Origin of the sequence: Ferruginibacter sp. SUN106, assembly GCF_050611765.1 — a bacterium.
Taxonomy (GTDB): domain Bacteria; phylum Bacteroidota; class Bacteroidia; order Chitinophagales; family Chitinophagaceae; genus Ferruginibacter.
This window is the reverse complement of sequence record NZ_JBODJC010000007.1, coordinates 149,393-172,261: the sequence shown is the minus strand read 5'-3', so window position 1 is coordinate 172,261 and position 22,869 is coordinate 149,393. Positions and strand designations below refer to the sequence as shown.

Below are 22,869 nucleotides of genomic sequence, written 5' to 3'. Positions count from 1 at the left end.
GTAAAAGACCTCACCTGGCATTAAAAATGAAAACGCCAGATGAGATTTATCAAACAAAAACCCCGGCTACTTGAGGCAACCGGGATAATTTTAAAATCTGTCAACTTATTTAAGGACTATTCAGGATATTAAGATGCCGAAATGGATGGGTATCAAGCAACCGAGTTTCTCCATTACAATTATCCCCAGGTAAAAGTGCTTGCACTAAGTACAATGGATGCAGATGCTGCTATTATTAGGATGATCAAATGTGGTGCAAAGGGTTATTTACTTAAAGATGCAGACACTGAAGAACTTCGGTTGAGCTTTGATGAGGTATTAAGTAAGGGCTATTTTTATAATGAAACGATTACCAGGAAAGTAATGCAGTCTGTTTCCCAGCTTGCTGATTCAAAAAGTAATGCTGCTGTATTTGTAAACCTTACTGAACGGGAAACCGAATTTCTGAGATGGTGCTGCACCGAGCTGGCCTATAAAGAAATCGCAGATAAGATGTCGATCAGTGTGAGAACAGTAGAAGGCTACCGCGATGCGCTATGCGAAAAACTAGAATTAAAAACAAGGATCGGCCTTGCGCTGTATGCGATAAAGAACGGACTGGTCACTTTGTGATCTTTTCACTTGCTAATTTTTTATCGATAACCTTTCTATCCGATAGGGTCATTACAAATACTTCTTTTAGAACTAATTTTACTTCTTTTCGCATAACACTCTAATGATATAACCGAAAAGGCAACTATTACAGTATTGATATTTGAACACTAAAAGCGAGGAAAGCAAATTTATGCGTGTGTAAACGAATGGGGTATAACAAAATTTTTTGCAGAATTCCACAAGTCAAGGTCAACATAATATGCCGTTGCCTTATTAACCTACAAATTAGACAACTATTTTGTTCAGTGATCGCTTATGAAGCATGTGCATCCAATTATAAGAATTACAACCCCAAACATTATGCTATAGAACATCTTGCTGTTTTCATCAGTAATATTTTTCAAAATAACATCCTGTTTTTCCGCAATCTCCTGAAGCTGGTTTACAATTAATTGATTTTGACAACAGGTGCCATTATCAGGCACCATTTTCATATCTTGTTTTGGCGACAGGTCCGTAACGTTATCTTTGTCTCCTTCTACACCTACCTGGGCAATTATCAGTCTTAAGTAATCTGACATTATCATCCCTGCCTTTTTAGCCCTTTCATCCAAATCAGCCCTGGCCTCGGTCGTAATTTTTGCACTGATGGTTTTGAGCTTGTCCTTTTTAAAATTACTATCCATAATGACTCATTTTTTAAATTAAAATATCTCTTTGTGCTTGCAATAAACTGCCTTAGCTATTTTATTTATTTCTGTAATTTCTACCCCATTCCAAAAGCACCGTTTTTTCAAATCTGTATCCTTTAACTGATTTGCCAAATACTGGAATCTCTCCTTTTTTAGCCCTATTCCGTAACGTCTGAACGGACATAGATAATTCTACAGCAGCCTGTTTGATATTTAGAATATTATTTGTTGGTTGTACAATATCAGCGCTCATTTCATTGTCCACCAAATGCTTAGTGAGCACTAATAAATTGGGAAGTGTAAAATTGAATTTGAGTTCAAATAACGCATCAGCTATAGATATAGAAATATCTTTAATTGCCCTTTTTCCATGATCAACATAATTTGAAATTGAGATTTGATACTCAGTGCAGAAACTAATTACTGCTGCTAAGTTTTCAGCAGAATTTTTTAGCGCAAAGTTTTGGAAAAGTGATTCACCGTGCGTTACGCTTTTCAAAACGGTGACTTCGCCAACATTAGATTTTTTATGCGCCTTTTGCAGTTGACAGTTAATCATTGCCATTAAGTCTCTATTGTTTACTGGACAAATCATACACTCTTTGTTTAAAATATTTATAAATATGAAAATTCAGAATTATTGCAACCCTGGTAGATACTTTACCAACTCCATATTTTTTATCAACCAACGGACAATTGCTTCTTGGGTAGTACAATTGACCACATCTCGTCGCCTTCAACACGCTTACCTCTCGCTGGCATAATCATTACGCTATGAAACTGTAAGCAAGCTTTCATTATCTTTCTAATAAAGTAATAACCATGGTGTGAAAAACAACTGCTATTAGGTAGTAGGACCGAAAGCTCTTACTAAGTGTAAAATTGCAAGCATAAAATGGGGAATCCAACGTAAAAAGGAGGAAAAAAAGGAGGAAAATGACGCCTATTTTTTAAAGGTCTAATTCAGAAATTATATCTAATATCTTCGAATGTTTTTTAGTCATGTATGCCGGATCTTTCACATTCTCAAAAAACTTACGGTAGTTTTCCTTTACATATTTAACTAACAATTTGGAACCCTCCACTACAAAAAGTTTGAAGGCTATTTCATCAATTGTTTCGCTATAATAAAATTGCTCCTTTTTATAAATGAGATATAGCAAAGCAAACAACGATCTTTGGTCTTTCTTCCAAATGATTTTTAACTTAGGGTCTACATCATATTTTGAAAATGATTGCAAAAAGGTAGTAGTTTCTGCCACCATTTGTTGCTGCAGAAGCAAATTATACAGCTGATGTAACTTCTCTACAGGATAATTCCAGTAATAATATTCGTTAGGATTATAAGAATCGGACTTAGACATCAACCTTCTTTCGTATTGGATATAGCTTAATATTTCCTTTGCCTTATTTTGCGGTACAATAATCGGATTTAAGAATGTCAGATCAGTTATTTTTTGTTCAATTTCAGTCAAAAGCAATAATTTATTTTCTTTTAAACTGCCAAGTGCTTTTATAAACTTGTACAATATAGATCTCTCAATTATCGTCAATCTATCGAATACACTTTCATCAGCAAAAAAACTCGGGCATTTTTTATTTATCTCTTCAAATTTTGGGGTTAGGTATTCGTTTAACTTACTTGCCTGGGAAGGATCGGCTAAAAGAAATAGGTATTCAACAGTAAATAAATCTTCCTTTAAAATTTTGATAATGTCATTTTGATTTGCAGGCATCAAATCCTCTACAGTTTCATATACTATTTCTGTGAGTAATTTTTCTAAAGGAGGTTCGGTCATTTCAATGATTAAGGGCAAAATTTTTGAATTATTAAATGTACAATCTTCAAAAATAAACTGGCTTAAAAAATCGTAAAATAACTGGAATGTTATGTTTTGAAATATAGGAGTGTCCTACCCTTATTTGCGGGAATTTTGAAAAACTGTACCTTTTCTGTACCTTTGAAAAAATAAACCCCTTATTAATCAAGGGTTTAGTAGGTGTAGTGTGGCCTCGCCAGGAATCGAACCTGGATCTGGAGCTTCGGAAACTCTTATACTATCCATTGTACTACGAGGCCAATTTAGTTTATTGGTTAATTGGTTTACTTGTTTATCAGTAAGTCCTTCATTAACTAAAACCTTTTGCATTTATACAAATAAACCAATTAACTGATTAACGAGTTAACTTTTTACCTTCCAAACTTTACAATATTAGTTCCAAATATTTTAACGGCAATAGCAATTAATATTACACCGAAAAATTTTCTTATCACTACCATCCCATTAGGACCTAAAAATTTCTCTATCCACTTCAGCGATTTTAATACAATGTATATGATGACACAGTTAATTAAAATGCCCAGTAAAATATTGATGTCGTCATAGTTCGCTTTCAAACTCATTATGGTCGTAAGCGTTCCGCTTCCTGCAATCAGGGGAAAAGCAATTGGCACCACGCTACTGCTTTTAGCATTACCGGTATCAGGCTTAAAAAATTCCATACCCAAAACCATTTCTAACCCTAATATAAAAATTACAATACTACCAGCTACAGCAAAGCTCTTTACATCCAGCCCCAATATATTCAGAAACTGATTACCTACAAATAAAAACAAGATCATTAACCCTCCGCTTACCAATGTGGCCTGGGTGGATTTTATTTGTCCGCCCATTTTTGCCCTTAATGAAGCCAGTACAGGTACAGAACCTACCACATCTATTATAGCAAATAATGTAAATGTAACAGAAAGCAATTGCTTAAAACTGTATTCGCCCCATTGCATAATGAAGGTTTTTTGCAAAGATAAAGTTCTGCGGTGAGTGTTTAAAACATTTGTGCTGCCGTATTTACCGGTGGTTTTTTGCCTGAGAGATGAACCGGTGCTTAGAATTTATAAAGTCATTTTTCATCTGCAGTAAACATTCCCTGCAAATACAATCGCTGAATGCAGTGCTGATATATGCTCTTTCTTCGTCAGATAAAGACAGGCCATAGCATTGGCACTGGGTAATATTGCCCACTTTGCACTCAAAAACCTTGTTGCAACGTGGGCAATATTTATCTTCATGAACACTCATGGGTAATTTTTAAGAACCGCAACTCACACAACCATCTTCCATACTGCAGGTAGGCCCGTCAACCTGGGTTGCTTCTACAGTATCAACAATTGCTGCTGTATTATTTACAATTTCAGCGTTAGGCATTACGGGCACAATTTCTTCGCTGCCTTGTTTTTCCACTGTAAACTGAACCGCTTGCGTAGCTGCCTGTGAGCGCAGGTAATACATACCTGTTTTCAATCCTTTTTTCCAGGCGTAAAAATGCATGGAAGTTAACTTAGATGCAGAAGGGCTATCCACAAATAAATTCAGTGATTGCGACTGGCAGATGTAAGCACCTCTGTCGGCAGCCATATCAATGATATTACGTTGCTTTATTTCCCAAACTGTTTTGTACAACTCTTTTATATCAGCTGGTATTTCATTTATATTTTGAATAGAACCATTAGCAGCAATGATTTTATTTTTCATGCTGTTTGTCCACAAACCTAACTGCACTAAGTCTTTTAATAAATGTTTATTAACGATGATGAATTCCCCACTCAATACTCTTCTTGTATAAATATTAGAAGTGTATGGTTCAAAACATTCGTTGTTGCCAAATATTTGTGAAGTAGATGCTGTAGGCATTGGTGCTACCAATAATGAATTTCTTACACCATGTTCTTTCACTTCTGCTTTTAAAGCAGCCCAGTCCCAACGGTTGCTTGGTGTTACACCCCACATATCAAATTGAAAAATACCTTTTGAAACCGGGGAGCCTTCATATGTCTGGTAAGTACCTTCTTTTTTTGCAAGGTCTTTGCTCGCTGTCATAGCAGCAAAGTAGATGGTTTCAAAAATATTTTTGTTCAGAATTTTTGCCAGCTCACTTTCAAATGGCAAACGCAACATGATAAATACATCTGCCAAACCTTGCACACCCAATCCAACGGGGCGGTGTTTCATGTTAGAAGTTTTAGCTTCCGGTACCGGGTAATAATTATTATCAATAACTGCATTCAGGTTTTTTGTTACCTGGTAGGTTACTTCATATAATTTTTCATGATCAAACTTACCATCAATTACAAAGCGGGGCAATGCCAATGATGCCAGGTTACACACCGCCACTTCTTCAGGGCTGGTGTATTCCATAATTTCGGTACATAGGTTGCTGCTTTTTATAGTACCTAAATTCTGCTGATTACTTTTTCCGTTAGCAGCATCTTTATACAATAAATAAGGTGTGCCTGTTTCTATCTGTGATTCTAAAATTTTAAACCAAAGCTCCTGTGCCTTCACCGTTCTTCTTGCTTTGCCTGCAGCTTCGTAACCGGTATACAGTTTTTCAAATTCAGCGCCCCAGCATTCGCTTAAGCCTGGTGCTTCATTGGGACAAAATAAGCTCCACTCTTCATTGGCCTCTACTCTTTTCATAAACAGGTCACTCATCCACAAAGCAAAAAATAAATCTCTTGCTCTCATTTCTTCTTTACCATGATTTTTTCTCAGGTCTAAAAATTCAAACACATCAGCATGCCATGGTTCTAAATAAATTGCAAAAGCACCTTTGCGTTTTCCACCGCCCTGGTCTACATATCTTGCGGTGTCATTAAATACTCTTAACATCGGGATGATGCCATTGCTGGTACCATTAGTGCCGCCAATATAGCTACCGGTTGCTCTTATATTATGTATGGCCAAACCAATACCACCGGCACTTTGGGAAATTTTTGCTGTTTGTTTCAACGTATCATATATACCATCAATGCTGTCATCCTTCATGGTTAACAAAAAGCAAGAACTCATTTGTGGTTTTGGTGTACCTGCATTAAACAAAGTTGGCGTAGCATGTGTCATCCAGCGCTCACTCATTAAGTGATAGGTTTTAACCACATTCTCTATATCATTTTTATGAATACCCACAGCAACTCTCATGTACATATGTTGCGGACGCTCTACAATTTTACCATCAACTTTCAGCAGGTAAGATTTTTCTAAAGTTTTAAATCCAAAATAATCAAATGCAAAATCACGGTCGTAAATAATGGTGCTGTCCAGCAGGTCTGCATTGGCTTCAATAATTTCCATCACATCATCAGCTATCAGTGGTAATGCTTTGCCTGATTTTGAATCTATATAGTCATACAGTTTCCGCATGGTTACTGAAAAACTCTTCACTGTATTTTTATGTAAATTACTCACCGCAATCCTCGACGCTAATATTGCATAATCAGGATGTGTGATGGTTAAAGATGCTGCAGTTTCTGCTGCTAAATTATCCAGTTCTGTAGTGGGTACACCTTCGTAAATACCACCGATAGTTTTTTTAGCTACATCAATTGCATTTACCATCGGGCTAAGGCCGTACGATAATTTTTCTATTCTTGCGGTTACTTTATCAAATTTTACTGATTCTGTTTTGCCATTTCTCTTAATTACATGCATGTTAATGTCTCTATTTTTTTAATTAGTTAGTACTCGCTGTTATTTCGTGAGGCGTGAGTGGTGAATCGTGAGTGTAGAGTTTTATAGTAGTAATACTCTTCCTGTTCATCAGTGACCATTCACGTCTCACCATTGACGATTGACGTTTTAAAAATCTTCTTCTAAGGAAAACGACTGTGTTTCTTTAGTTCCCATCACCCCTGCCTTTTGATAATCGCCTACTCTTTTTTCAAAGAAATTGGTTTTGCCTTGTAAAGAGATCATCTCCATAAAATCAAATGGATTGGTGGTATTGAATACAGTGGCATACCCCAATTCACTCAACCACCTGTCGGCAACAAACTCAATATATTGTTGCATCAGTTCGGCGTTCATTCCTATTAATCCCACCGGCAATGCTTCGGTAATAAATTCTTTTTCTATAATTACCGCATCGGTAATTATTTTTTGTACTTGCTGTTCTGTCAACTGATTTTTCAGCATTTTATATAACAAACAGGCAAACTCACAATGCAAACCTTCATCACGGCTGATGAGTTCATTACTGAAAGTGAGACCCGGCATCAAGCCTCTTTTCTTTAACCAGAAAATGGAACAGAAGCTTCCGCTGAAAAATATACCTTCCACTGCAGCAAATGCAACCAATCTTTCTGCAAAAGTGCCGTTATCGATCCAGCGCAAAGCCCATTCAGCTTTTTTCTTCACGGCTGGTATAGTGTCAATAGCGTGAAATAATTTATGTTTTTCCTCTGCATTTTTAATGTAAGTATCAATCAGCAAAGCATAGGTTTCGCTGTGGATATTCTCCATCATGATCTGGAAACCATAAAAACACCTTGCTTCCGGCAACTGCACTTCACTCATAAAATTTACGGCAAGGTTTTCATTTACTATCCCGTCGCTGGCTGCAAAAAATGCCAGCACATGACTGATAAAATGACGTTCACCATCATTCAGGTTTTCCCAGTCTTTCATATCGCCACTCAAATCAATTTCTTCAGCTGTCCAAAAGCTGGCTTCGTGCCTTTTGTACTGCTCCCATATTTTGGGATAATTGATAGGCAGGATAACAAAGCGGTCTTTATTTTCTTTTAAAAGAATTTCGTCGGAATGCTGCATGATAAAAATTTGATATTCACTGCGTGAATGTTTGTTTGCCACGAATTGCACTAATTATCACTAATAAGAAATGTCAATCCGCAGGTTTTTGTTGCTGCTTATCCTAAAAACTCACTTTAGATGAAGGGTATAGTGCTGAAAGTATGACACCGGCAATAAAGCGGCTAAAAACTTGCAGTACCATTGCTTTTCACCCGAAAGCGGTTACTAGGTGCAGATTTCTGGCAGGTCTTCTGACTTACTCCGTTGTTTATTGCCTTCCCGTCAAATGTAACAGTGGCTTGAAGTTTAAACAATTTTAAGGAGCTTACAGCTACGGGGATAGTTCCTGTTTTTCACAGGATTCCCTTTTAATTCCATTTCAATTGTTATTAAAGCGAAAACCAAAAATCTGGTTGCAAAGTAAAGTAGAAAATTATTTTTGTGTTAATTTGTTATACACCTAATGTTAGAAACATTTTGGGAAAGTTGGAGAAGATTTTTTAAAGTTAAAAACCCCGGATGAAACACCTTGAAAAGGATGCCCATCCGGGGTTTTAAAACAGTCATTCAAAGGGAATTATCTTTAAGAGCTGAATCTTCCGCTGGTAGCGGCTTAATCCGGTATAACTATAAATTAAACGTTACCCCGCCATTAATTAAAAAAGGCATGGCATTATACCCCCTGATGTCGAAGAATTTTTTGTTGGTAATATTCTGCCCGTTGGCAAAGAATTTTACATTGCTGCTGTATTTATATTCTGCGTAAGCACTCAATATAAAATAACTATCCAGCAAGATGTCTTCTTTTCTGTATCCACCCACATCGTAACGGCTGCTTACCGATTTGCCGGTAATGCTGGCATAAATGGCTTTAGTAAACTGGTAGCCTATATTACAATTGAAATTATTTTTTGGGCGGCGTAGCAAATAACTGTAGGTGGTATCATGTGTATTTTTCCTGCTCTGTGTTTGTTCGTCGCCGGTAATTAAAGTGTAGTTAGCTGATACACTTAAATTTTTTACAGGTTCAACCGTAAGTTCTATTTCCACACCATCCACAATTTGTTTTACATAGTTGAAATACCTGGAATGATAATTATCATAATCAATACCATTATTTATATCTCTGTGAAAATATACTACACGGCTGTTGATCTTTTCGTTGGATTGCTGTACGCCAAATTCGTAGTTGGTGGATTTTTCAGGAGCCAGCTCCGGATTGCCACTAAACTTATCTAATAACTGGAAAATAGATGGCGCTTTAAATCCTGATGCAATACTTCCAAATACACGCCAGTTTTTATTGATAGAATATGAAGGATTGAAAGTATAGGTATTATTGGTTCCGTAGCGGGAGTGTTTATTGGTTCTTCCACCAACTTCTATATGTAATTTTTTATCAAGTGCAGTAAATAATAAAGAAGAATAGAAAGAGGTTTGATGCAATGCGCTATCAGCAAAATTGCTGCTGTAAGGGCCAAAACTACTCAGCGAATAATATTGCTGGTTCATATTGCCCCACCTGTAATCAACACCTGTAATAACAGTTAACCATTTTGTTGCAGTAACATTACCAAATAATTCTCCGTATTGTGTACGGCCTCCATAGCGGTTGCTTTCAAATTTTGTTCCAAAAGGGCGAACAAATAAACTGTCATTGCGATAAGTTCTTTTCAGCTCACCATACTGGTAGTTACCTGTAATATTTACGATCCCTTTTTTAAAATTTACACCAACGCCAGAGCTGAGGTTACTGTTCTTTATAGTGTAATCTTTTTCATCGGCAAAAACACCTGCATCAATATCTGCTTTATACTGGCTGTGCATGATAAATGTTTTTACCAGTAAAGACGGCACCACCTGGTACTGCACCGCAGCACTGATCACATTACCATCATAACCATCATTGTCAAAATTGTTTGCGCCTGTGCTATCGTATGCAGAAGAAAAACCATTGGTCTTTAATTTTGCAAAACGTGTGGTGTAAGTAAGTTTTCCTTCTTTACCATACAACTGCAGGTTATTCCGGGTGGTATTTTTATTGCCGAAGCCGGTAGTGGCTTTAATGTTGAAAGGTTTATTGATATCTTTTTTTACCGTGATGATATTCACCACGCCTGCAACGGCATCGCTGCCATATAAAGTAGACTGGGCGCCTTTGCACACTTCAATTCTTTCCACATCATTGATAGAAAAAAGATTCAGGTCAAATTCATTATTGATCATGGATGGATCGCTTACCGGAATGCCATCCAGTAAGATCAATGTTCTGCCCGATGAAGCACCTCTTAAAAAAATGGTTTGTACACTGCCCGGTGCATTGTAAGCGCCGTTAACAGTAATACCGGCTTGTTCATTTAAAATTTGTGCAACTGTTTTACCACTGCTTTTTTCAATTTGTTCTTTGGTAATTACGGTTACCACTTTACCTGTCTGCGATTGTTTTACAGGTGTTTTGGTAGCTGTTTCCACTACCACTTCATTTAAAAGTTTTGTACTGTCTTGAGCCTGTGCCGTACTGCTGATAATAACAGCAGCCGCAATAAAAAATTTTCTTTTCATTTTTTTGAAAAATTTTTTTGTTGTAACTGCTTCCGGAAAATTTGTGTTTGGTGCTGACACCAACCACGGGAAAGAAATATAAATGCCTTACAGCTTTTACACTCCATGCCTTTCACCCGAAAGCTTTGAATGATTGTTGACAGACGTGGCAGGTCTTCTGGCTTACTCCCTGTTTGTTGCCTTCCCGTCATTTAAACAGTGGCTTGAAGAACAAACAGTATACAGAGCTTACAGCTACGGGGATAGCTCCCGATTTTAACGGGATTCCCTTTTAATACCGATTTGACATCGGCAACCAAATCTGCCGCAAATGTAAGGCCTTTAATTTTTAGTTACCGTATAATTTTCTACCTGGTGTGGAGAAATAAAAAAAGCCAATCACTAAGGATTGACTGTAAAATATTAAGTGTACCAAACAACCGGCAAACCCTGTTGTTAACAGGTAACTGTAACCCGTAAAAAAGTAGCGGGAATTACAGTGCTGTTTGCAGCTGTGCTTTGGTTGCGGCTGTTAAATAATGTTTGCAGCTCCTGCTCCAGTTGCAAAGCATTGCCATTTTTTTCTGCAGCTTCAAAAGCATTCATGGTGGGTCCGTAATAGTTTTTAAAATTGTGCAGGAATTCCTGGGGCGCATACGATGCATTGAAAGTAAAAGTATCCCTTTCAAATAAAATATTTTCTTTGGGTATTCCAGCATTTACAAAACGCTCTGTTACATGCTCCTCTACTCCCCACAGCATCGGGCTGATAAAACCTTCCGGTGGCGGTGGTGTGTATGCAGAACTGATCTTTAATATTTGTGCTACTAGCGTTGGGTCGCCAGGTATCCAGTTACCCATCACAATGCGTCCACCCTTACGGGTTACACGAACCATTTCTTTAGCCACATCAAATGGTTTAGGTGCAAACATTGCACCAAAGATGCTCACTACCAGGTCGAAACTTTCGTCTTTCAGTTCATTCAGATCAGTGGCATCGCCTTCCTTAAAAATGCAATTAGCCAGGCCTTCTTTTTTAGAGCGGATGTTACCTGCTTCTACCAGGTTCCTGGCAATGTCAACTCCTAAAACATTGGCACCCAACTTTGCTTCAGGTATTGCAGTGGTGCCGTCGCCGCATCCAAGGTCCAGCACATCCATATCTTTTGTAATTCCCAGTTTAGATACCAGCAGGGTACCACTTTCCCTCATAGTTTCAGCAATACGGGTAAAATCACCCTTTTCCCACAATGTTTTGTTTGGATTCATTTGATTTAATTTAAAGGTTTACAATTCGATCCTGTTTAATAACAACATGATCAAGTACACCTCAAAACTATTTTTTTAACCGGATCCCTTTATTGCTGCAGCGTTCATTCTTTTTGCTGAAAAGTTCATATGGCCGGCTGCTGTTTAAACGCCAGGGGAGATATATTGAAACGCATTTTAAATGCACGACTGAAATGAGATAGATTTTCAAAGCCACTTTCAAATGCGGCTTCGCTGATCTGTTTATTTTTGTTACTTAACAGAAATTTTGCGTGCAGTAATCTTTTTTCCATCAGCCATTTACCGGGTGTGGTACAAAATATTTTTTGAAAGTCTCTCTTAAATGCTGAAAGGCTGCGATTGCTCAACAATGCATATTGTTCCAGCTTAAGGTTAAAACAATAATTATCATTCATCACTCTTTCCAACGACAAGGATTGCGGCTCATTAACTAATGAACAGAAATAAGAAAGTGCCTCTACATTAGCCGAATCACCTGCAATATTCAGGATAAGTTCCCTGAATTTCAATTCTAACAATGAGCTGTCAAGGTCTGTTGTACTGGAAAAATAAGCATACATAGAAGTGAAGAAGGACCGGAGCGTTTCACTTGCATTTAACCTGATGACCGGACTGTAAGCTTTATCTGTCTTCTTTACGAGTGGTATTGATTTGTTTTTAAGTGTATCACAAATAAATTCATCGGGTATAAAAAACAAGACAAGGCAAAAACCGATATCAAAAAACTGTTCCAGTATCCAGGCTCCTTTTCTAACCAGCACACAATCTCCGGCACTGATTTCGTAGGATCCCTGTGCAGTGTGCCATACTTTTTTACCTTCCAGTACATAAAAAATATAATTTTCATGGCTCCACAGATCAGCAAACTTATTTTGCATCAGCCTGGCTTCTGCAGGGCAGTTGAAAATAGTAATCAGTGATTCGCTACAGGTTAATTGCCTGCAATATTGCGGATAGGTTAATACTTTTTCCTGGAAATTAATCATAACCTTTTGTTAGCCTTGTAAAAGTAATACTTACAGGGAAGATTGGAAAATTGAAAACTTTGCTACCAGCATAAAATTTGTATACCTGGATAAGTTCATCAACCTACCCTGCATTGCGGTTATATAGTGACCGATATAGAACTTTTTAATTTCGTTACAACTCCCTTTTTAAATTCATTTGTTTAAATAAAACAATTTGTCAAGTCGCTACCTTTGCCAAACAAATAAAACAGTTTATGAAAGCATTTTTAGGAATGGGGCTTTTGGGTTCCAATTTTGTTAAAGCAATGCTCCGCAAAGGAGATAAGGTACAAGTTTGGAACAGGACAACATCAAAAGCAAAAGCACTTGAAGTAGATGGTGCAAAAGCATTTGATAATATTATTGATGCAGTGAAAGGAGTTGATGTTATTCACCTCACCCTTAAAGATGATGATACGGTAAATGAAATATTAGAAGCTGCAAGTACAGGGTTTAAACCCGGAGTAATGATCATTGACCATACAACCACATCAGCAAAAGGCGCTGTGGAAAGAACTGCAACCTGGAAAGCCAAAGGATTTACTTACCTGCATGCACCGGTTTTTATGGGACCATCAAATGCGCTGGAAAGTAGTGGATATATGTTGGTATCGGGCAACCAGGAAGTGATTGGCAGTGTAACGCCGGAATTATCAAAAATGACAGGTAAGCTACTGAATTTTGGCCCTGAGGAAGGTAAAGCATCGGGTATTAAACTGATAGGCAATCTTTTTCTTTTATCACTTACTGCCGGCTTATCTGATACACTTGCATTAGCCAAGGCACTGGATATTTCACCTGCTGATGTGGCTACACTGTTTGAGTCATGGAACCCGGGAGCAGGCATGCCTGCAAGATTCAATAAAATAATAGCTGGTGATTTCAGCAAGCCATCGTGGGAACTGAACATGGCTCGTAAAGATGCAGGCTTAATGATGAGCGCCGCAAATGAAGAAGGCATGACACTAACCTTAATACCAGCTATAGCTGCAGCAATGGATAGCTGGATAGCGAAAGGGCATGGCACCGATGACTGGAGCGTAATAGCAAAAGATAATTTATAACTGTGTGGGGCAAATGATTGCTTTGCTACTTTAATCGTAGCAGCAGGCCATGCTGATTGAAGAGGCTTGCAAATTTGTTGATCGATAAAAAAAGGTTCAGTTGGGCTACGCAAGAATGCAAAAAAATTTCTTGCTTCCTGGTATTCCCTGGCCAATTATTTTTTACCCCACCGCTTAAAACAAAGACCACTTTCCACCTGCAGCTATTTTCTTTGCGCCTGCAGGCCTTAGGTTATAAGTGAAAGTGGACAAAAAATATTGGGCCAGTACATCCCCCTTAGAAAAGAATGCTGTATTTTGATTGGGCGACATGTACACTTGTTTTCCCTGGTTCAAAATATCATTTGCACTTATCCGCAATACGGCTCTTTCATCTTTAAAGAAAGTGAAATTTACTGCAGCATTCCATAGGTATATCTTTTTCAATGCCGGATCTTCAAACATATCGTTCATGATTAAACGCAATCTTGTATCGAATATTACATGTTTTATATAACGGGCTATTACTTCTGTACCGATCGTTTGGCTAAATGTTTTGATATCTTCAAAACCAGCATTGCTATTCTTTACAAAGCGGTAACTAAAGGAGTACTCCTGGTTAAGCTCCAACTTATCATCCCAATTAAATCCAATGCCGCTCCAGAAATTACAATTCAACCTGTTTTGCAAACTTCGAACGCCATTAAAGTAAAAATAGTTTTGAACATATTCGGTCCAGGTACCAAAATTCCATGGGATCATAAAATTTGTTGCATTCCTTTTATTCTGGTTCAAACCAAAATTAGCAGCAACACGTTTATACCCATTTGCATTTACCGGATATACCGTTTGTATACCACCCTGATCTAAAGTAATGCTGTCTACTATCACATTTTTCGATTGCGAGGCTTCAAACCATGACCATACACCCAAAGTACTTTTAGGACTGTAAGCGTTCAATGTAATGCGTACCCTGTCTTGTAATGCCGGTTTAAGATCAGGATTGCCCAACCTTGTCATATAAGGGTTGCTATTGTTCAACACCGGTACCAGGTTAGTGTAATAAGGTAACACTACATCCCGGTTATACGAAAGCGATAATTTTTTATACACAAAATCAAACTGTGGCAGTACATTGCGCTGCTCCTGTTTAATTGACTGATTTAATGCGTATATATTGTTGTCAAATTTTTGCGATTGATAACGTATGCCTGGCCGGAAAGTAAAGTTTTTGTACCTGTATTCAATTCCCCCGGAAACGCTATACTTATTGCTTTCCCTGCTAAACCTGCTGCTGAGACCTTTGATAGGGTCAATTGTGTTATTTGCAAATGTGCCCACCCTGTCATCCAGTTTTTCATAATCGTAGCGTGCACCTAACCTGAAGAAAAAGTTTTTGATCAGGGGCTCGCTATAGTTGCCGGACAGGTTAGCCGTCCACGTTGGTACCCATTCATTACGCAATTGCTGGTAAGAGGTATCTTTGATAACGGGCTGCTGGTATGCAATATCAGCAGTAGTATAATCATCTCTGTCTCTTTCGCTATATCCCATGTAATGCGTAATATTCAATCGTCGCCCTTTTTTACTTTTAGATAGTTTGGTGAACATTATATTGTGACTATACATGTTAGTTTTCAGATCACCTGTACTATTTACAAAACCGTTGTTTAAGTGTCCCAGAAAATTATTGACGCCACTTCTGTCATCATTTCTTTCTGATGTGGTTCCGGATATTACATAGTTTAAGCCAATGATGAGGTTTACTGTAGAGTCGGGCTTTAAATTTGCGCCAGCTCCAAACACATGCGAATTACCGATCTCGGTATAGTGTTGTTTTGAAAAATTATTGATTACGGTATCTTCTTTATAGATATCAGTTCTGTTCTCAGTTTGTACATCCGTATGAACACGTCCATAAAAATATTGACCGTAGATAGATCGTTTTTTGTTGGGCGAGTGGTTGATGTTGATGCCAACACCATCACTTTTTGTGATACCGCCGTTACGTGATTCTCCTCCAAAATTGATATCATTGATACTGAATGAGGAACCGAAATTACTGGTATTGTTGTTATTGTTAGAGTTACCTCCCATCGTTTCTATCGAGCGGCTGATACCCATTGTTTGCCGCATATCTGTTACGGTAAAGCCGGGGCGGTTAAGGTTATTGGAATAGCCCATCACACTTACCTGCAGTGTATCCCTGAAAATATTTGCTATAGCCCCCATTTCATACCGGCCACCCTGCGGCCCGCCACCGCCACCAGCATAGGCTTTGCCGAACATGCTTTTCTTTATCCCTTTTTTTAATGTCAGATTGATCACCTTGCCTACGTTGTTCGCATTATCATCTCCATTACGCAACATCTCTTCTTTATCATCCGTTACCTGCACTTTATCAATCACCTGCGACGGTAAATTACGGGTAGCCATTTTGGGGTCATCACCAAAAAATGTTTTGCCATCAACCAATATCCTGTTTACAGGTTTGCCATTAACCATGATGTTTCCATCTTTATCTACCAGTACGCCAGGTAATTTTTTCAACAAATCTTCTACCAATGCATTGGGTAATGTTTTAAAAGCAGATGCATTAAATTCAACGGTATCCTTTTTAATTACAACGGGTGGCCGTTCCGAATATATAACCACTTCCTGCATTGCTACGGAAGCGGGCGATAGGTAAACATTGCCAAGATCTAAAACAGACTGATCGCTTTTAATGGTAAATTCTTTTCTGTACCCACTATAACCACTATACGAAACTACCACCCTGCAATTCACATCAAATGGTAACCCCGGAATTTTAAAATCACCGTCAGGGTTACTTAACCTGTAAGTAATGATGGCTGTATCAGCTGCTTTAAAAACAGTTACGGTAGCTAAACCCAGCGGTGTTTTTGCTGTACTGTCTATCAATTTTCCCTTGAGTGTTGCCTGCGGAAAGGCTGTTGTGCATATGGCTACGCACATAAAAAGCAATAAAATGTTTTTCATTTTTTAATTCACTTGTTTAATGGCTATATTAAAATTGCTATACTTTTTTCCTACATTTATTTCGACCGCCTTAAGCTGTCAGATTTCTACATACTGTATCTTTTAGCACTGCGGCAAAACTGCAAATGACGAACACAATTATAGAGACAAGACGATATGATATATGTTGCATAGTAATTCAGATAATTTATAAAACGGGTGGTAAGTGTGTTTTTTGTAAGCACTATCCCAGAATTGAAAAACAACTGCAAATCTGAAAATACAGGTGGAATTTTTAAAAGGTCATTCCATATTGTTTATAGATTAGAGAAGCAGGTAACATTTGTGAAGTACTGCAGCAGCTATAAAACTGCTTTTAAAAGTAATGGCTGATGGTTTCATATTGATTTTAAAGGGTTCGATTCCTGCTTAGTCGCCTTAACCGGATTTTTTGCAAGAAAATTTGATGCCCATTATAAATTTACAGCCAATCAATGATTTGCAAATTGGATGTGGTTCCATTGACGTTTTTAGAGCGAAAGTAAATTGGCAACAATATCAAAAACCATGTTGAAGAAGCTAAAAATGCTATTTAATCAAACTAAGTACAGACAATAGTTTCAGCAAAAAAAAGAAAAGGAAAGCTTTATCAACTTTCCTTTTTTGGGTTAGCGAGCTGGACGTTTTTCGAACCATTTTATAGATGATTTGAAAAGGCTTGCAAATTTTCTAAGTGAATAAAAATATTAAATCATAATCCTGATTAATTCGTGCCAGTTTTATATATTTCAAATACATAGCAAAGCCACGGAATCTTAACTTGGTATATTCCTTTAAAGTACCAGGGCCTGAGGCTGGGGGTAAAATACATATCTATACCGGGATATCTTTTAGAAATATACCGGTCCTTACTATCAAAAGTGACCAAATGATCTTTATCAACAGATTGAAATCCCAGTGCTTTAAATTCATCCAGCAAGCTATCGCACATTTGTTTTGTGTGTACGGTATGGGCTATACGCCATGTGGCCTGCGGATCTGCATACATGTACAACGTAGCTGCAGGAATGGTTAGTTCATTGCCCGATGTATCTTTTACACTGATGTGCATTGACGCATTAAACTCGCCTTTATATGCCTGCACAAAATCGGTAGTATGGTTTTTCATAAACAATTGCACGCATGGCAAATCAATGCAGTCTGCAAGTTTCACCAGTTCAGCAGCGCTCAGCATATCTTTCGTAGGGGCAAGCTGCTCCAAGGTTGATTTATCCTGCGCCTGGATGCTGTCGAGTTCATCGATACTTATCGCCCGTTTGTTCGCCGGGTTGGAGCAGGCCACCAATATAACAAGGGGTAAATAAAACATTCGATACATAGTTATTGTTTTACACGATAAAAAAGCATAGCAGCGGTAGTATCTGTTTTCAGGCTCAATACATCCACGTCTCTTTTTGTAGCATGGGTGGTTTCAATAAAATGATTGATGATAGTATCGCCTTTATCGCTCACAGCCACCAGGCGTACATAGTCCCAGCCATCCTTACCCGAAGCAGGTAGCAGCAGGTATTTTCCTGCATATCGGACAGTATCTTTCGAGGTACCCTCATCTACCTCATAATTAAAATTGCCATCACGCTTTAAACGAAAAGTTACCAATACATTGCCATTTTTCTGCGCCCATGTTCCAAGGTGCGAATCACCTTCATACATATCCGCACGCACAATATCTATATCCTGTATTTTTTCCCGTTTCCGGTCGAGCCAGTGCCTGAGCATAAGAAATGCAGCTACCGTAAGGAGTGAAAAAAGAAAATATTTAATGTTTCTTGTCATGATCTTATGTTAACTGCTGCTTTTAGCGACAAGATCAAAAAACGGGCAGTTAAATACTTCTTGGTAAGTATCGGTTTTACGGCTGCATGGTATACAAACAATTTACAGTCTTTTCTATTTTTTTAAATTAAAACCCTGCCGGCAAAAATTTTATTTATTGGATTGCCTGAACCCGATCTGGCTTCTTTGCTGAGTTGCTTCCCGGCGTTCAATATCACTACTATCAAATTCTTTTACATCGCTTAGAATTACTGTACTCAACATTTCGGGTGTACGGTCTTCTTTGCGCATTACTGCAAGCCGTAAGTTTTGATTCTTTACACATTCGGCTACTATCTGCCTTACTGTTCGTGCATTGCCAAAATTTGTGTCCCGGTTTTCGAACAAACACGTTAAATAATTTTTCAGATGTGCCGAGGCTTCCTCATCAGGCGATACACTTTCCTCTGTAAACAATGATGTGGCAATAGCCCACATTTCTTCCGGGGTGTAATCCATAAATTGAAAATACTTATCAAAACGGCTGTGCAATCCGGGGTTGCTGTCTATAAAATCCTTCATATTGTGTGGATAGCCAGCCACTATCACTCCTATCCTGCCACGATTATCTTCCATATATTTTAAAATGGTAGCAATGGCTTCGTTACCGAAATCATTTTCCGAAAGGCCTTTACCTGCAAGCGAATAGGCTTCGTCAATAAACAAAATACCTCCGAGTGCTTTGTCTAGTTTTTCTTTTGTTTTGGTTGCTGTTTGCCCTATGTAGCCTGCTACCAATGTTTCCCGATCCACTTCAACCAGGTGCCCCTTCTCCAAAATACCCATCCCAGTGTAAATGCGTGAAAGCAACCTTGCTACGGTAGTTTTACCCGTGCCGGGGTTACCAGTGAAAACTGAATGCAGGGAAAATTTATGGAGAAAATCTTTGCCGGTTTCCTGGTAAAATTTTACCAGCGTTACCATTTCGTTTACCTCATTTTTAATATTGGCAAGCCCCGTCATGGCATTGAGTTCTGCAAGGCTTTCGTTCAAAATGGCTTCAGGAGTTGGGGATGCGGTATCGTTCGGTACTGCAGGTGTAGATCTTGTTGCACCGGTATCCGGTTTGCATTTCAGCATTGTACCATTGCCTTCTTCCCATTTATCCCCCATCTGAAATGCCTGGCTGGCTACTAAAGTTTCCATGAAATAAACTTCCACGCTGTAATAATTATTTGCCCATAATCCGGGAGTTGCGCTACCCCATCCGCTGCTGGTAACATAAGTACGGTCTTGCGTATTTGGTTGCACATAAAGTAATTCTGTCGATTGGCCTTTGAACAACCCGGTGTTATCTAAATAATGAAAGAAAAATTCGGCATAAAAACCTTTTTCGGTTTTGCTTTTAAATTTTACTTCTGCACATACATAGCGGGTTTCGTCCCTTTTAAATATGCTATAGTTTTTTCTTTCTGCCTCTGCTTTTATTGTTGGCTCACTTTCAAATAATTTCATGGATTCAACGGCAATGTATCCGTTGCCTGCAAAAGCATCCGGCCCAAGGTCCTCCACATGAAAAACTGTTTCCGCTACCACCACATTGTCTATTACTACATTCCATGTAAAATCGCCTGTCCTCCAGTAATCTCCGGCTAAAGGAGTACCCCAGCTTTCCCGTATATAAACAATGTTTTCGGATTTACTTACCTGGCGGGCTTGTGGCCGGCTACACAACTTGGTGGGGTTAGAGCTTTTAGTAAAACATTCTAACGTGAGGTTAAGCTCCCAGTCTTCTTCATCAAACAGTTTATTAATAAAAGAAAATTCTACATAGAGATAAGTGAGTTCATAACGATCAAATACAGTCCGGTATTTTTTAGTACCATCGGCCATCCACTCGTTGCTGCCGTATACCTTTAAATCTTTTACAACAAATTTTGATTGCATTGCATTTTCCATAATAAAGCAGCTTATATTTTTTAAAATTTTTGCGCCATTGGATATATCAACAAAATACTCATCTCTCCTGTTATGGGTACAAATATATTGCGGTTAAATGACCGGATATCATCTTGCCTGTTTTTTGTTGCGCCATTTCCTGCAGTTTCAATATTCCCTGCTGTTGTTTATAGTTTTTTTGTACAAACCTATCCTTTAATAAATTTCGTTAATGAATCAACTCTTCTCTCAGTAGTCTTCATGCGATCCGGAACAACACCTCCGAGACGAACACTGTCAACAGGCCTGGGAATATTCTGACTTCCGGTAGCCGGTTTCATTTTAGCTGCACTCCTGGCACTATCAAGCTGTTTCGGAACAACCTGCGTTTCATTTTTAACCTGCTGCTGTTGTTTTTTCAACTCCGGACTATTCCCCTCCCTATGCTCAATTACATCAGTATTTTTGGTCTTTGCCTGCTGTGCTTTTATCCCTCCAAGAAGGAAAAGAAAATTTATCAATAAAAATGTTTTTTTCATATTGTCTTTTTTTTATGATTTTTAATCTGCCCCATGGAATTTCACATAAAAATTTTCATCGTAGCAGGAATGGAGACTCTCAAAAAACATTTATACTCCATTTCGGAACCGATAATTTCTAATTCATTATTAAAAAATTATTTTTATAAATTCCTGTTTAAATATTGACTCCTGAATTCAATAGTTTCATTAGCTGTTTTTGATATTACCGTGTCTTTATCTACGGATAGTTTGCCCAGCAACAATGTCACTTCTTTATTGTCGATCAGCCTCATTGCAAAAACAGCCGCTTTTCGTATTTCAACCGAAGCCAATGGATCAGAGATATAAGAAGAAATAATCGGTAGCAGCCGGTAAGCTCCCGTATTGCCATACACGAGTAATTGCTGCATCGTATCCGTGCTGTTCCGCATATGCTCAACAATAACATCCGTTAATTCATCTGCCTTTTGCTTATCTATGCTCCTTAAATTTTTCACCATTCCGCCCAAAGTAAGTTGCGCTGTGGTTATAATAAAGGGATTGCGTGTTTGGGAAAAAGCCAGTTCCTTAATGATGTCTGCTGCTTTACTGGTAGGTGTAGACGTAGTAGCCAGCACAGGCAGTAATTCAGTCATCACAGCTTCATCATTTGCCCGCTCTGCCACTACAGCCGCCAATTGGTCGATGGAAAAAGAAGTTTCAACTGCAGCCAGAGCATGACTTATAACCCTGAATACCTCCGAGCCCACTGCAGCATTCCTGAGCACTACTGTCATTTTAATGCAATCCTTTTCAGAAAGCCAGGCCAATGCCCTGAATTTTTTAACCAGGTCATTTTCATATTCCTTATCATGAAACTTCATTACTCCCAACTTTGCCATCAAGGTTGCAAAGTTGTCACCGTCAAGCGTATTTTTATAAGCCAGCCTGTTTATCTCTTCGTCTGAGACAGGGTCGCTTAATGCAACCGGTGCCTGGTATTTCCCGGAATGTTCAAGTTGTGCAAAAGCTGATATAATTCTTTGGCCAACGGTGCTTACTGATAAAAGTTTATACTCCATAGTGCTGCCGGAAGCAACTATGGTGTCCGCACCGAACAAAGTAACAAGTGATTCTGAAGTATGTATTCTCCGAACTGTGCCGGATGCGTCAGCAACGATAGTTGTTTTACTGTCGGGCAGTAACTTTTGCCCCTTTTTTGCTGATTTTATTTTTTCATACCCAATATTTTTTTTCGTGTATTCCACACTGTCTTTCCCCTGATGAACGACCTCATAATTTGCTTTAAATAAACCAACGGTATTCTCTTCCGTTACCTGCCAGCTTTTATTTTCTCCATGTAACAGTATAGCCTGCGTATTACTGAGTATATTTTTTACAATTCCTGCTGTTAAATAAGAAACGGCCGTATCTGTTTTAACGGACAATATATTACCTGCCATGGTCATATCCGCAAAAACAGGTATTGTCATTTCTTTCAGCATCATATCTGCATCAACCGGCAAAGCCCCGTTTTCAATTTTTACTTTAGGCAGTATTATTTCAAAACACACCTGCATCCCGTCACCCGCAGACCTGAGGATCGTTTTTTTTATATTACACTGAATATCCACTCTTATCGTTTGTACAGAGGGCCTGAAAAAAAAGGGTTGTGCCTTAACGGCAGAGTCGGTATTATAAAGCATTTGTATATCGCTGTACCCTGTTCCTTCACTGCTGTATGAATAGATGAATTGCTGACCGGGTTTGCCAGTATTGCTATACCCGGGCTTGCTTTTATAAAAGCTACCAATGCATACGGAAACTGACAAAAAAGAAACAACCATTATCCTGATGAAAACAGCATAAAACATAAACAC

The 22,869-nt window shown here is 38.4% G+C and carries 18 protein-coding genes, 1 tRNA gene and 2 riboswitches; of the genes, 2 read left to right on the top strand and 17 right to left on the bottom strand.

The window, feature by feature from the left end; translation table 11 throughout:
- The first annotated feature begins 141 nt into the window (after positions 1 to 141).
- The gene (locus tag ACQ334_RS24545; RefSeq protein WP_430990923.1) at positions 142 to 612 is read left to right on the top strand and encodes a response regulator transcription factor; all 471 of its coding nucleotides are present in this window, start codon (positions 142 to 144) and stop codon (positions 610 to 612) included.
- Between the two features lie 284 nt (positions 613 to 896).
- Here ACQ334_RS24545 and ACQ334_RS24540 read toward each other — a convergent pair whose 3' ends face one another.
- The 11 genes from ACQ334_RS24540 to ACQ334_RS24490 all read right to left on the bottom strand — a co-directional run bounded on the left by ACQ334_RS24540 (position 897) and on the right by ACQ334_RS24490 (position 12,693).
- A complete protein-coding gene (locus ACQ334_RS24540; RefSeq protein WP_430990922.1) occupies positions 897 to 1,280 on the bottom strand; it encodes a hypothetical protein in 384 nt (127 codons plus the stop codon).
- Between the two features lie 61 nt (positions 1,281 to 1,341).
- On the bottom strand, positions 1,342 to 1,881 hold the full coding sequence (locus ACQ334_RS24535; protein ID WP_430990921.1) for a helix-turn-helix domain-containing protein: 540 nt from the start codon (positions 1,879 to 1,881) through the stop codon (positions 1,342 to 1,344).
- A 355-nt stretch (positions 1,882 to 2,236) separates the two neighbouring features.
- Positions 2,237 to 3,085 (bottom strand): hypothetical protein, encoded by an 849-nt coding sequence (locus tag ACQ334_RS24530; RefSeq protein WP_430990920.1) that lies wholly within the window; start codon positions 3,083 to 3,085, stop codon positions 2,237 to 2,239.
- 209 nt (positions 3,086 to 3,294) lie between these two features.
- Positions 3,295 to 3,366 (bottom strand) — tRNA-Arg (locus ACQ334_RS24525).
- A 111-nt stretch (positions 3,367 to 3,477) separates the two neighbouring features.
- Positions 3,478 to 4,071: a MarC family protein gene (locus ACQ334_RS24520; protein ID WP_430990919.1), complete on the bottom strand. Its 594-nt coding sequence runs from the start codon at positions 4,069 to 4,071 to the stop codon at positions 3,478 to 3,480.
- A 64-nt stretch (positions 4,072 to 4,135) separates the two neighbouring features.
- Positions 4,136 to 4,366 (bottom strand): cysteine-rich CWC family protein, encoded by a 231-nt coding sequence (locus ACQ334_RS24515; protein WP_430990918.1) that lies wholly within the window; start codon positions 4,364 to 4,366, stop codon positions 4,136 to 4,138.
- A 9-nt stretch (positions 4,367 to 4,375) separates the two neighbouring features.
- A complete protein-coding gene (locus ACQ334_RS24510; RefSeq protein ID WP_430990917.1) occupies positions 4,376 to 6,775 on the bottom strand; it encodes a ribonucleoside-diphosphate reductase subunit alpha in 2,400 nt (799 codons plus the stop codon).
- Between the two features lie 147 nt (positions 6,776 to 6,922).
- Positions 6,923 to 7,894, bottom strand: a complete 972-nt coding sequence (locus ACQ334_RS24505; RefSeq protein ID WP_430990916.1) for a ribonucleoside-diphosphate reductase small subunit — start codon at positions 7,892 to 7,894, stop codon at positions 6,923 to 6,925.
- 206 nt (positions 7,895 to 8,100) lie between these two features.
- A riboswitch (cobalamin riboswitch) is annotated at positions 8,101 to 8,297 on the bottom strand.
- A gap of 206 nt (positions 8,298 to 8,503) precedes the next feature.
- Positions 8,504 to 10,438 carry a TonB-dependent receptor plug domain-containing protein gene (locus ACQ334_RS24500; protein ID WP_430990915.1) on the bottom strand — a complete coding sequence of 645 codons (1,935 nt, stop codon included), beginning with the start codon at positions 10,436 to 10,438 and terminating at the stop codon, positions 8,504 to 8,506.
- Positions 10,439 to 10,568: 130 nt separating this feature from the next.
- A riboswitch (cobalamin riboswitch) is annotated at positions 10,569 to 10,753 on the bottom strand.
- 120 nt (positions 10,754 to 10,873) lie between these two features.
- A complete protein-coding gene (locus ACQ334_RS24495; protein ID WP_430990914.1) occupies positions 10,874 to 11,686 on the bottom strand; it encodes a class I SAM-dependent methyltransferase in 813 nt (270 codons plus the stop codon).
- A gap of 125 nt (positions 11,687 to 11,811) precedes the next feature.
- Positions 11,812 to 12,693, bottom strand: a complete 882-nt coding sequence (locus ACQ334_RS24490) for a helix-turn-helix domain-containing protein (RefSeq protein ID WP_430990913.1) — start codon at positions 12,691 to 12,693, stop codon at positions 11,812 to 11,814.
- Between the two features lie 236 nt (positions 12,694 to 12,929).
- On the opposite strand from ACQ334_RS24490, the gene ACQ334_RS24485 reads away from it, so the two are divergent.
- Complete coding sequence (locus tag ACQ334_RS24485; RefSeq protein WP_430990912.1) at positions 12,930 to 13,778, top strand: NAD(P)-dependent oxidoreductase; 849 nt, start codon at positions 12,930 to 12,932, stop codon at positions 13,776 to 13,778.
- Between the two features lie 174 nt (positions 13,779 to 13,952).
- Here ACQ334_RS24485 and ACQ334_RS24480 read toward each other — a convergent pair whose 3' ends face one another.
- The 6 genes from ACQ334_RS24480 to ACQ334_RS24455 form a co-directional block, all read right to left on the bottom strand.
- Entirely contained in the window at positions 13,953 to 16,757 is a 2,805-nt protein-coding gene (locus ACQ334_RS24480; protein WP_430990911.1) for an outer membrane beta-barrel protein, read from the bottom strand.
- A 742-nt stretch (positions 16,758 to 17,499) separates the two neighbouring features.
- Positions 17,500 to 18,105 (bottom strand): hypothetical protein, encoded by a 606-nt coding sequence (locus ACQ334_RS24475; RefSeq protein WP_430990910.1) that lies wholly within the window; start codon positions 18,103 to 18,105, stop codon positions 17,500 to 17,502.
- Between the two features lie 11 nt (positions 18,106 to 18,116).
- Positions 18,117 to 18,572 carry a hypothetical protein gene (locus ACQ334_RS24470; protein ID WP_430990909.1) on the bottom strand — a complete coding sequence of 152 codons (456 nt, stop codon included), beginning with the start codon at positions 18,570 to 18,572 and terminating at the stop codon, positions 18,117 to 18,119.
- 150 nt (positions 18,573 to 18,722) lie between these two features.
- Positions 18,723 to 20,510 (bottom strand): AAA family ATPase, encoded by a 1,788-nt coding sequence (locus ACQ334_RS24465; RefSeq protein WP_430990908.1) that lies wholly within the window; start codon positions 20,508 to 20,510, stop codon positions 18,723 to 18,725.
- 188 nt (positions 20,511 to 20,698) lie between these two features.
- Entirely contained in the window at positions 20,699 to 21,028 is a 330-nt protein-coding gene (locus tag ACQ334_RS24460) for a hypothetical protein (RefSeq protein WP_430990907.1), read from the bottom strand.
- A 143-nt stretch (positions 21,029 to 21,171) separates the two neighbouring features.
- Positions 21,172 to 22,863, bottom strand: coding sequence for a hypothetical protein (locus tag ACQ334_RS24455; RefSeq protein ID WP_430990906.1), 1,692 nt, complete (start codon positions 22,861 to 22,863; stop codon positions 21,172 to 21,174).
- Positions 22,864 to 22,869: the final 6 nt, after the last annotated feature.

What these genes read in the sequence shown, in the direction of transcription:
- ACQ334_RS24545 (WP_430990923.1), top strand. Translation starts at nt 142, where the DNA reads ATGGATGGGTATCAAGCAACCGAGTTTCTCCATTACAATTATCCCCAG.
- ACQ334_RS24540 (WP_430990922.1), bottom strand. Translation starts at nt 1,280, where the DNA reads ATGGATAGTAATTTTAAAAAGGACAAGCTCAAAACCATCAGTGCAAAA.
- ACQ334_RS24535 (WP_430990921.1), bottom strand. Translation starts at nt 1,881, where the DNA reads ATGATTTGTCCAGTAAACAATAGAGACTTAATGGCAATGATTAACTGT.
- ACQ334_RS24530 (WP_430990920.1), bottom strand. Translation starts at nt 3,085, where the DNA reads ATGACCGAACCTCCTTTAGAAAAATTACTCACAGAAATAGTATATGAA.
- ACQ334_RS24520 (WP_430990919.1), bottom strand. Translation starts at nt 4,071, where the DNA reads ATGCAATGGGGCGAATACAGTTTTAAGCAATTGCTTTCTGTTACATTT.
- ACQ334_RS24515 (WP_430990918.1), bottom strand. Translation starts at nt 4,366, where the DNA reads ATGAGTGTTCATGAAGATAAATATTGCCCACGTTGCAACAAGGTTTTT.
- ACQ334_RS24510 (WP_430990917.1), bottom strand. Translation starts at nt 6,775, where the DNA reads ATGCATGTAATTAAGAGAAATGGCAAAACAGAATCAGTAAAATTTGAT.
- ACQ334_RS24505 (WP_430990916.1), bottom strand. Translation starts at nt 7,894, where the DNA reads ATGCAGCATTCCGACGAAATTCTTTTAAAAGAAAATAAAGACCGCTTT.
- ACQ334_RS24500 (WP_430990915.1), bottom strand. Translation starts at nt 10,438, where the DNA reads ATGAAAAGAAAATTTTTTATTGCGGCTGCTGTTATTATCAGCAGTACG.
- ACQ334_RS24495 (WP_430990914.1), bottom strand. Translation starts at nt 11,686, where the DNA reads ATGAATCCAAACAAAACATTGTGGGAAAAGGGTGATTTTACCCGTATT.
- ACQ334_RS24490 (WP_430990913.1), bottom strand. Translation starts at nt 12,693, where the DNA reads ATGATTAATTTCCAGGAAAAAGTATTAACCTATCCGCAATATTGCAGG.
- ACQ334_RS24485 (WP_430990912.1), top strand. Translation starts at nt 12,930, where the DNA reads ATGAAAGCATTTTTAGGAATGGGGCTTTTGGGTTCCAATTTTGTTAAA.
- ACQ334_RS24480 (WP_430990911.1), bottom strand. Translation starts at nt 16,757, where the DNA reads ATGAAAAACATTTTATTGCTTTTTATGTGCGTAGCCATATGCACAACA.
- ACQ334_RS24475 (WP_430990910.1), bottom strand. Translation starts at nt 18,105, where the DNA reads ATGTTTTATTTACCCCTTGTTATATTGGTGGCCTGCTCCAACCCGGCG.
- ACQ334_RS24470 (WP_430990909.1), bottom strand. Translation starts at nt 18,572, where the DNA reads ATGACAAGAAACATTAAATATTTTCTTTTTTCACTCCTTACGGTAGCT.
- ACQ334_RS24465 (WP_430990908.1), bottom strand. Translation starts at nt 20,510, where the DNA reads ATGGAAAATGCAATGCAATCAAAATTTGTTGTAAAAGATTTAAAGGTA.
- ACQ334_RS24460 (WP_430990907.1), bottom strand. Translation starts at nt 21,028, where the DNA reads ATGAAAAAAACATTTTTATTGATAAATTTTCTTTTCCTTCTTGGAGGG.
- ACQ334_RS24455 (WP_430990906.1), bottom strand. Translation starts at nt 22,863, where the DNA reads ATGTTTTATGCTGTTTTCATCAGGATAATGGTTGTTTCTTTTTTGTCA.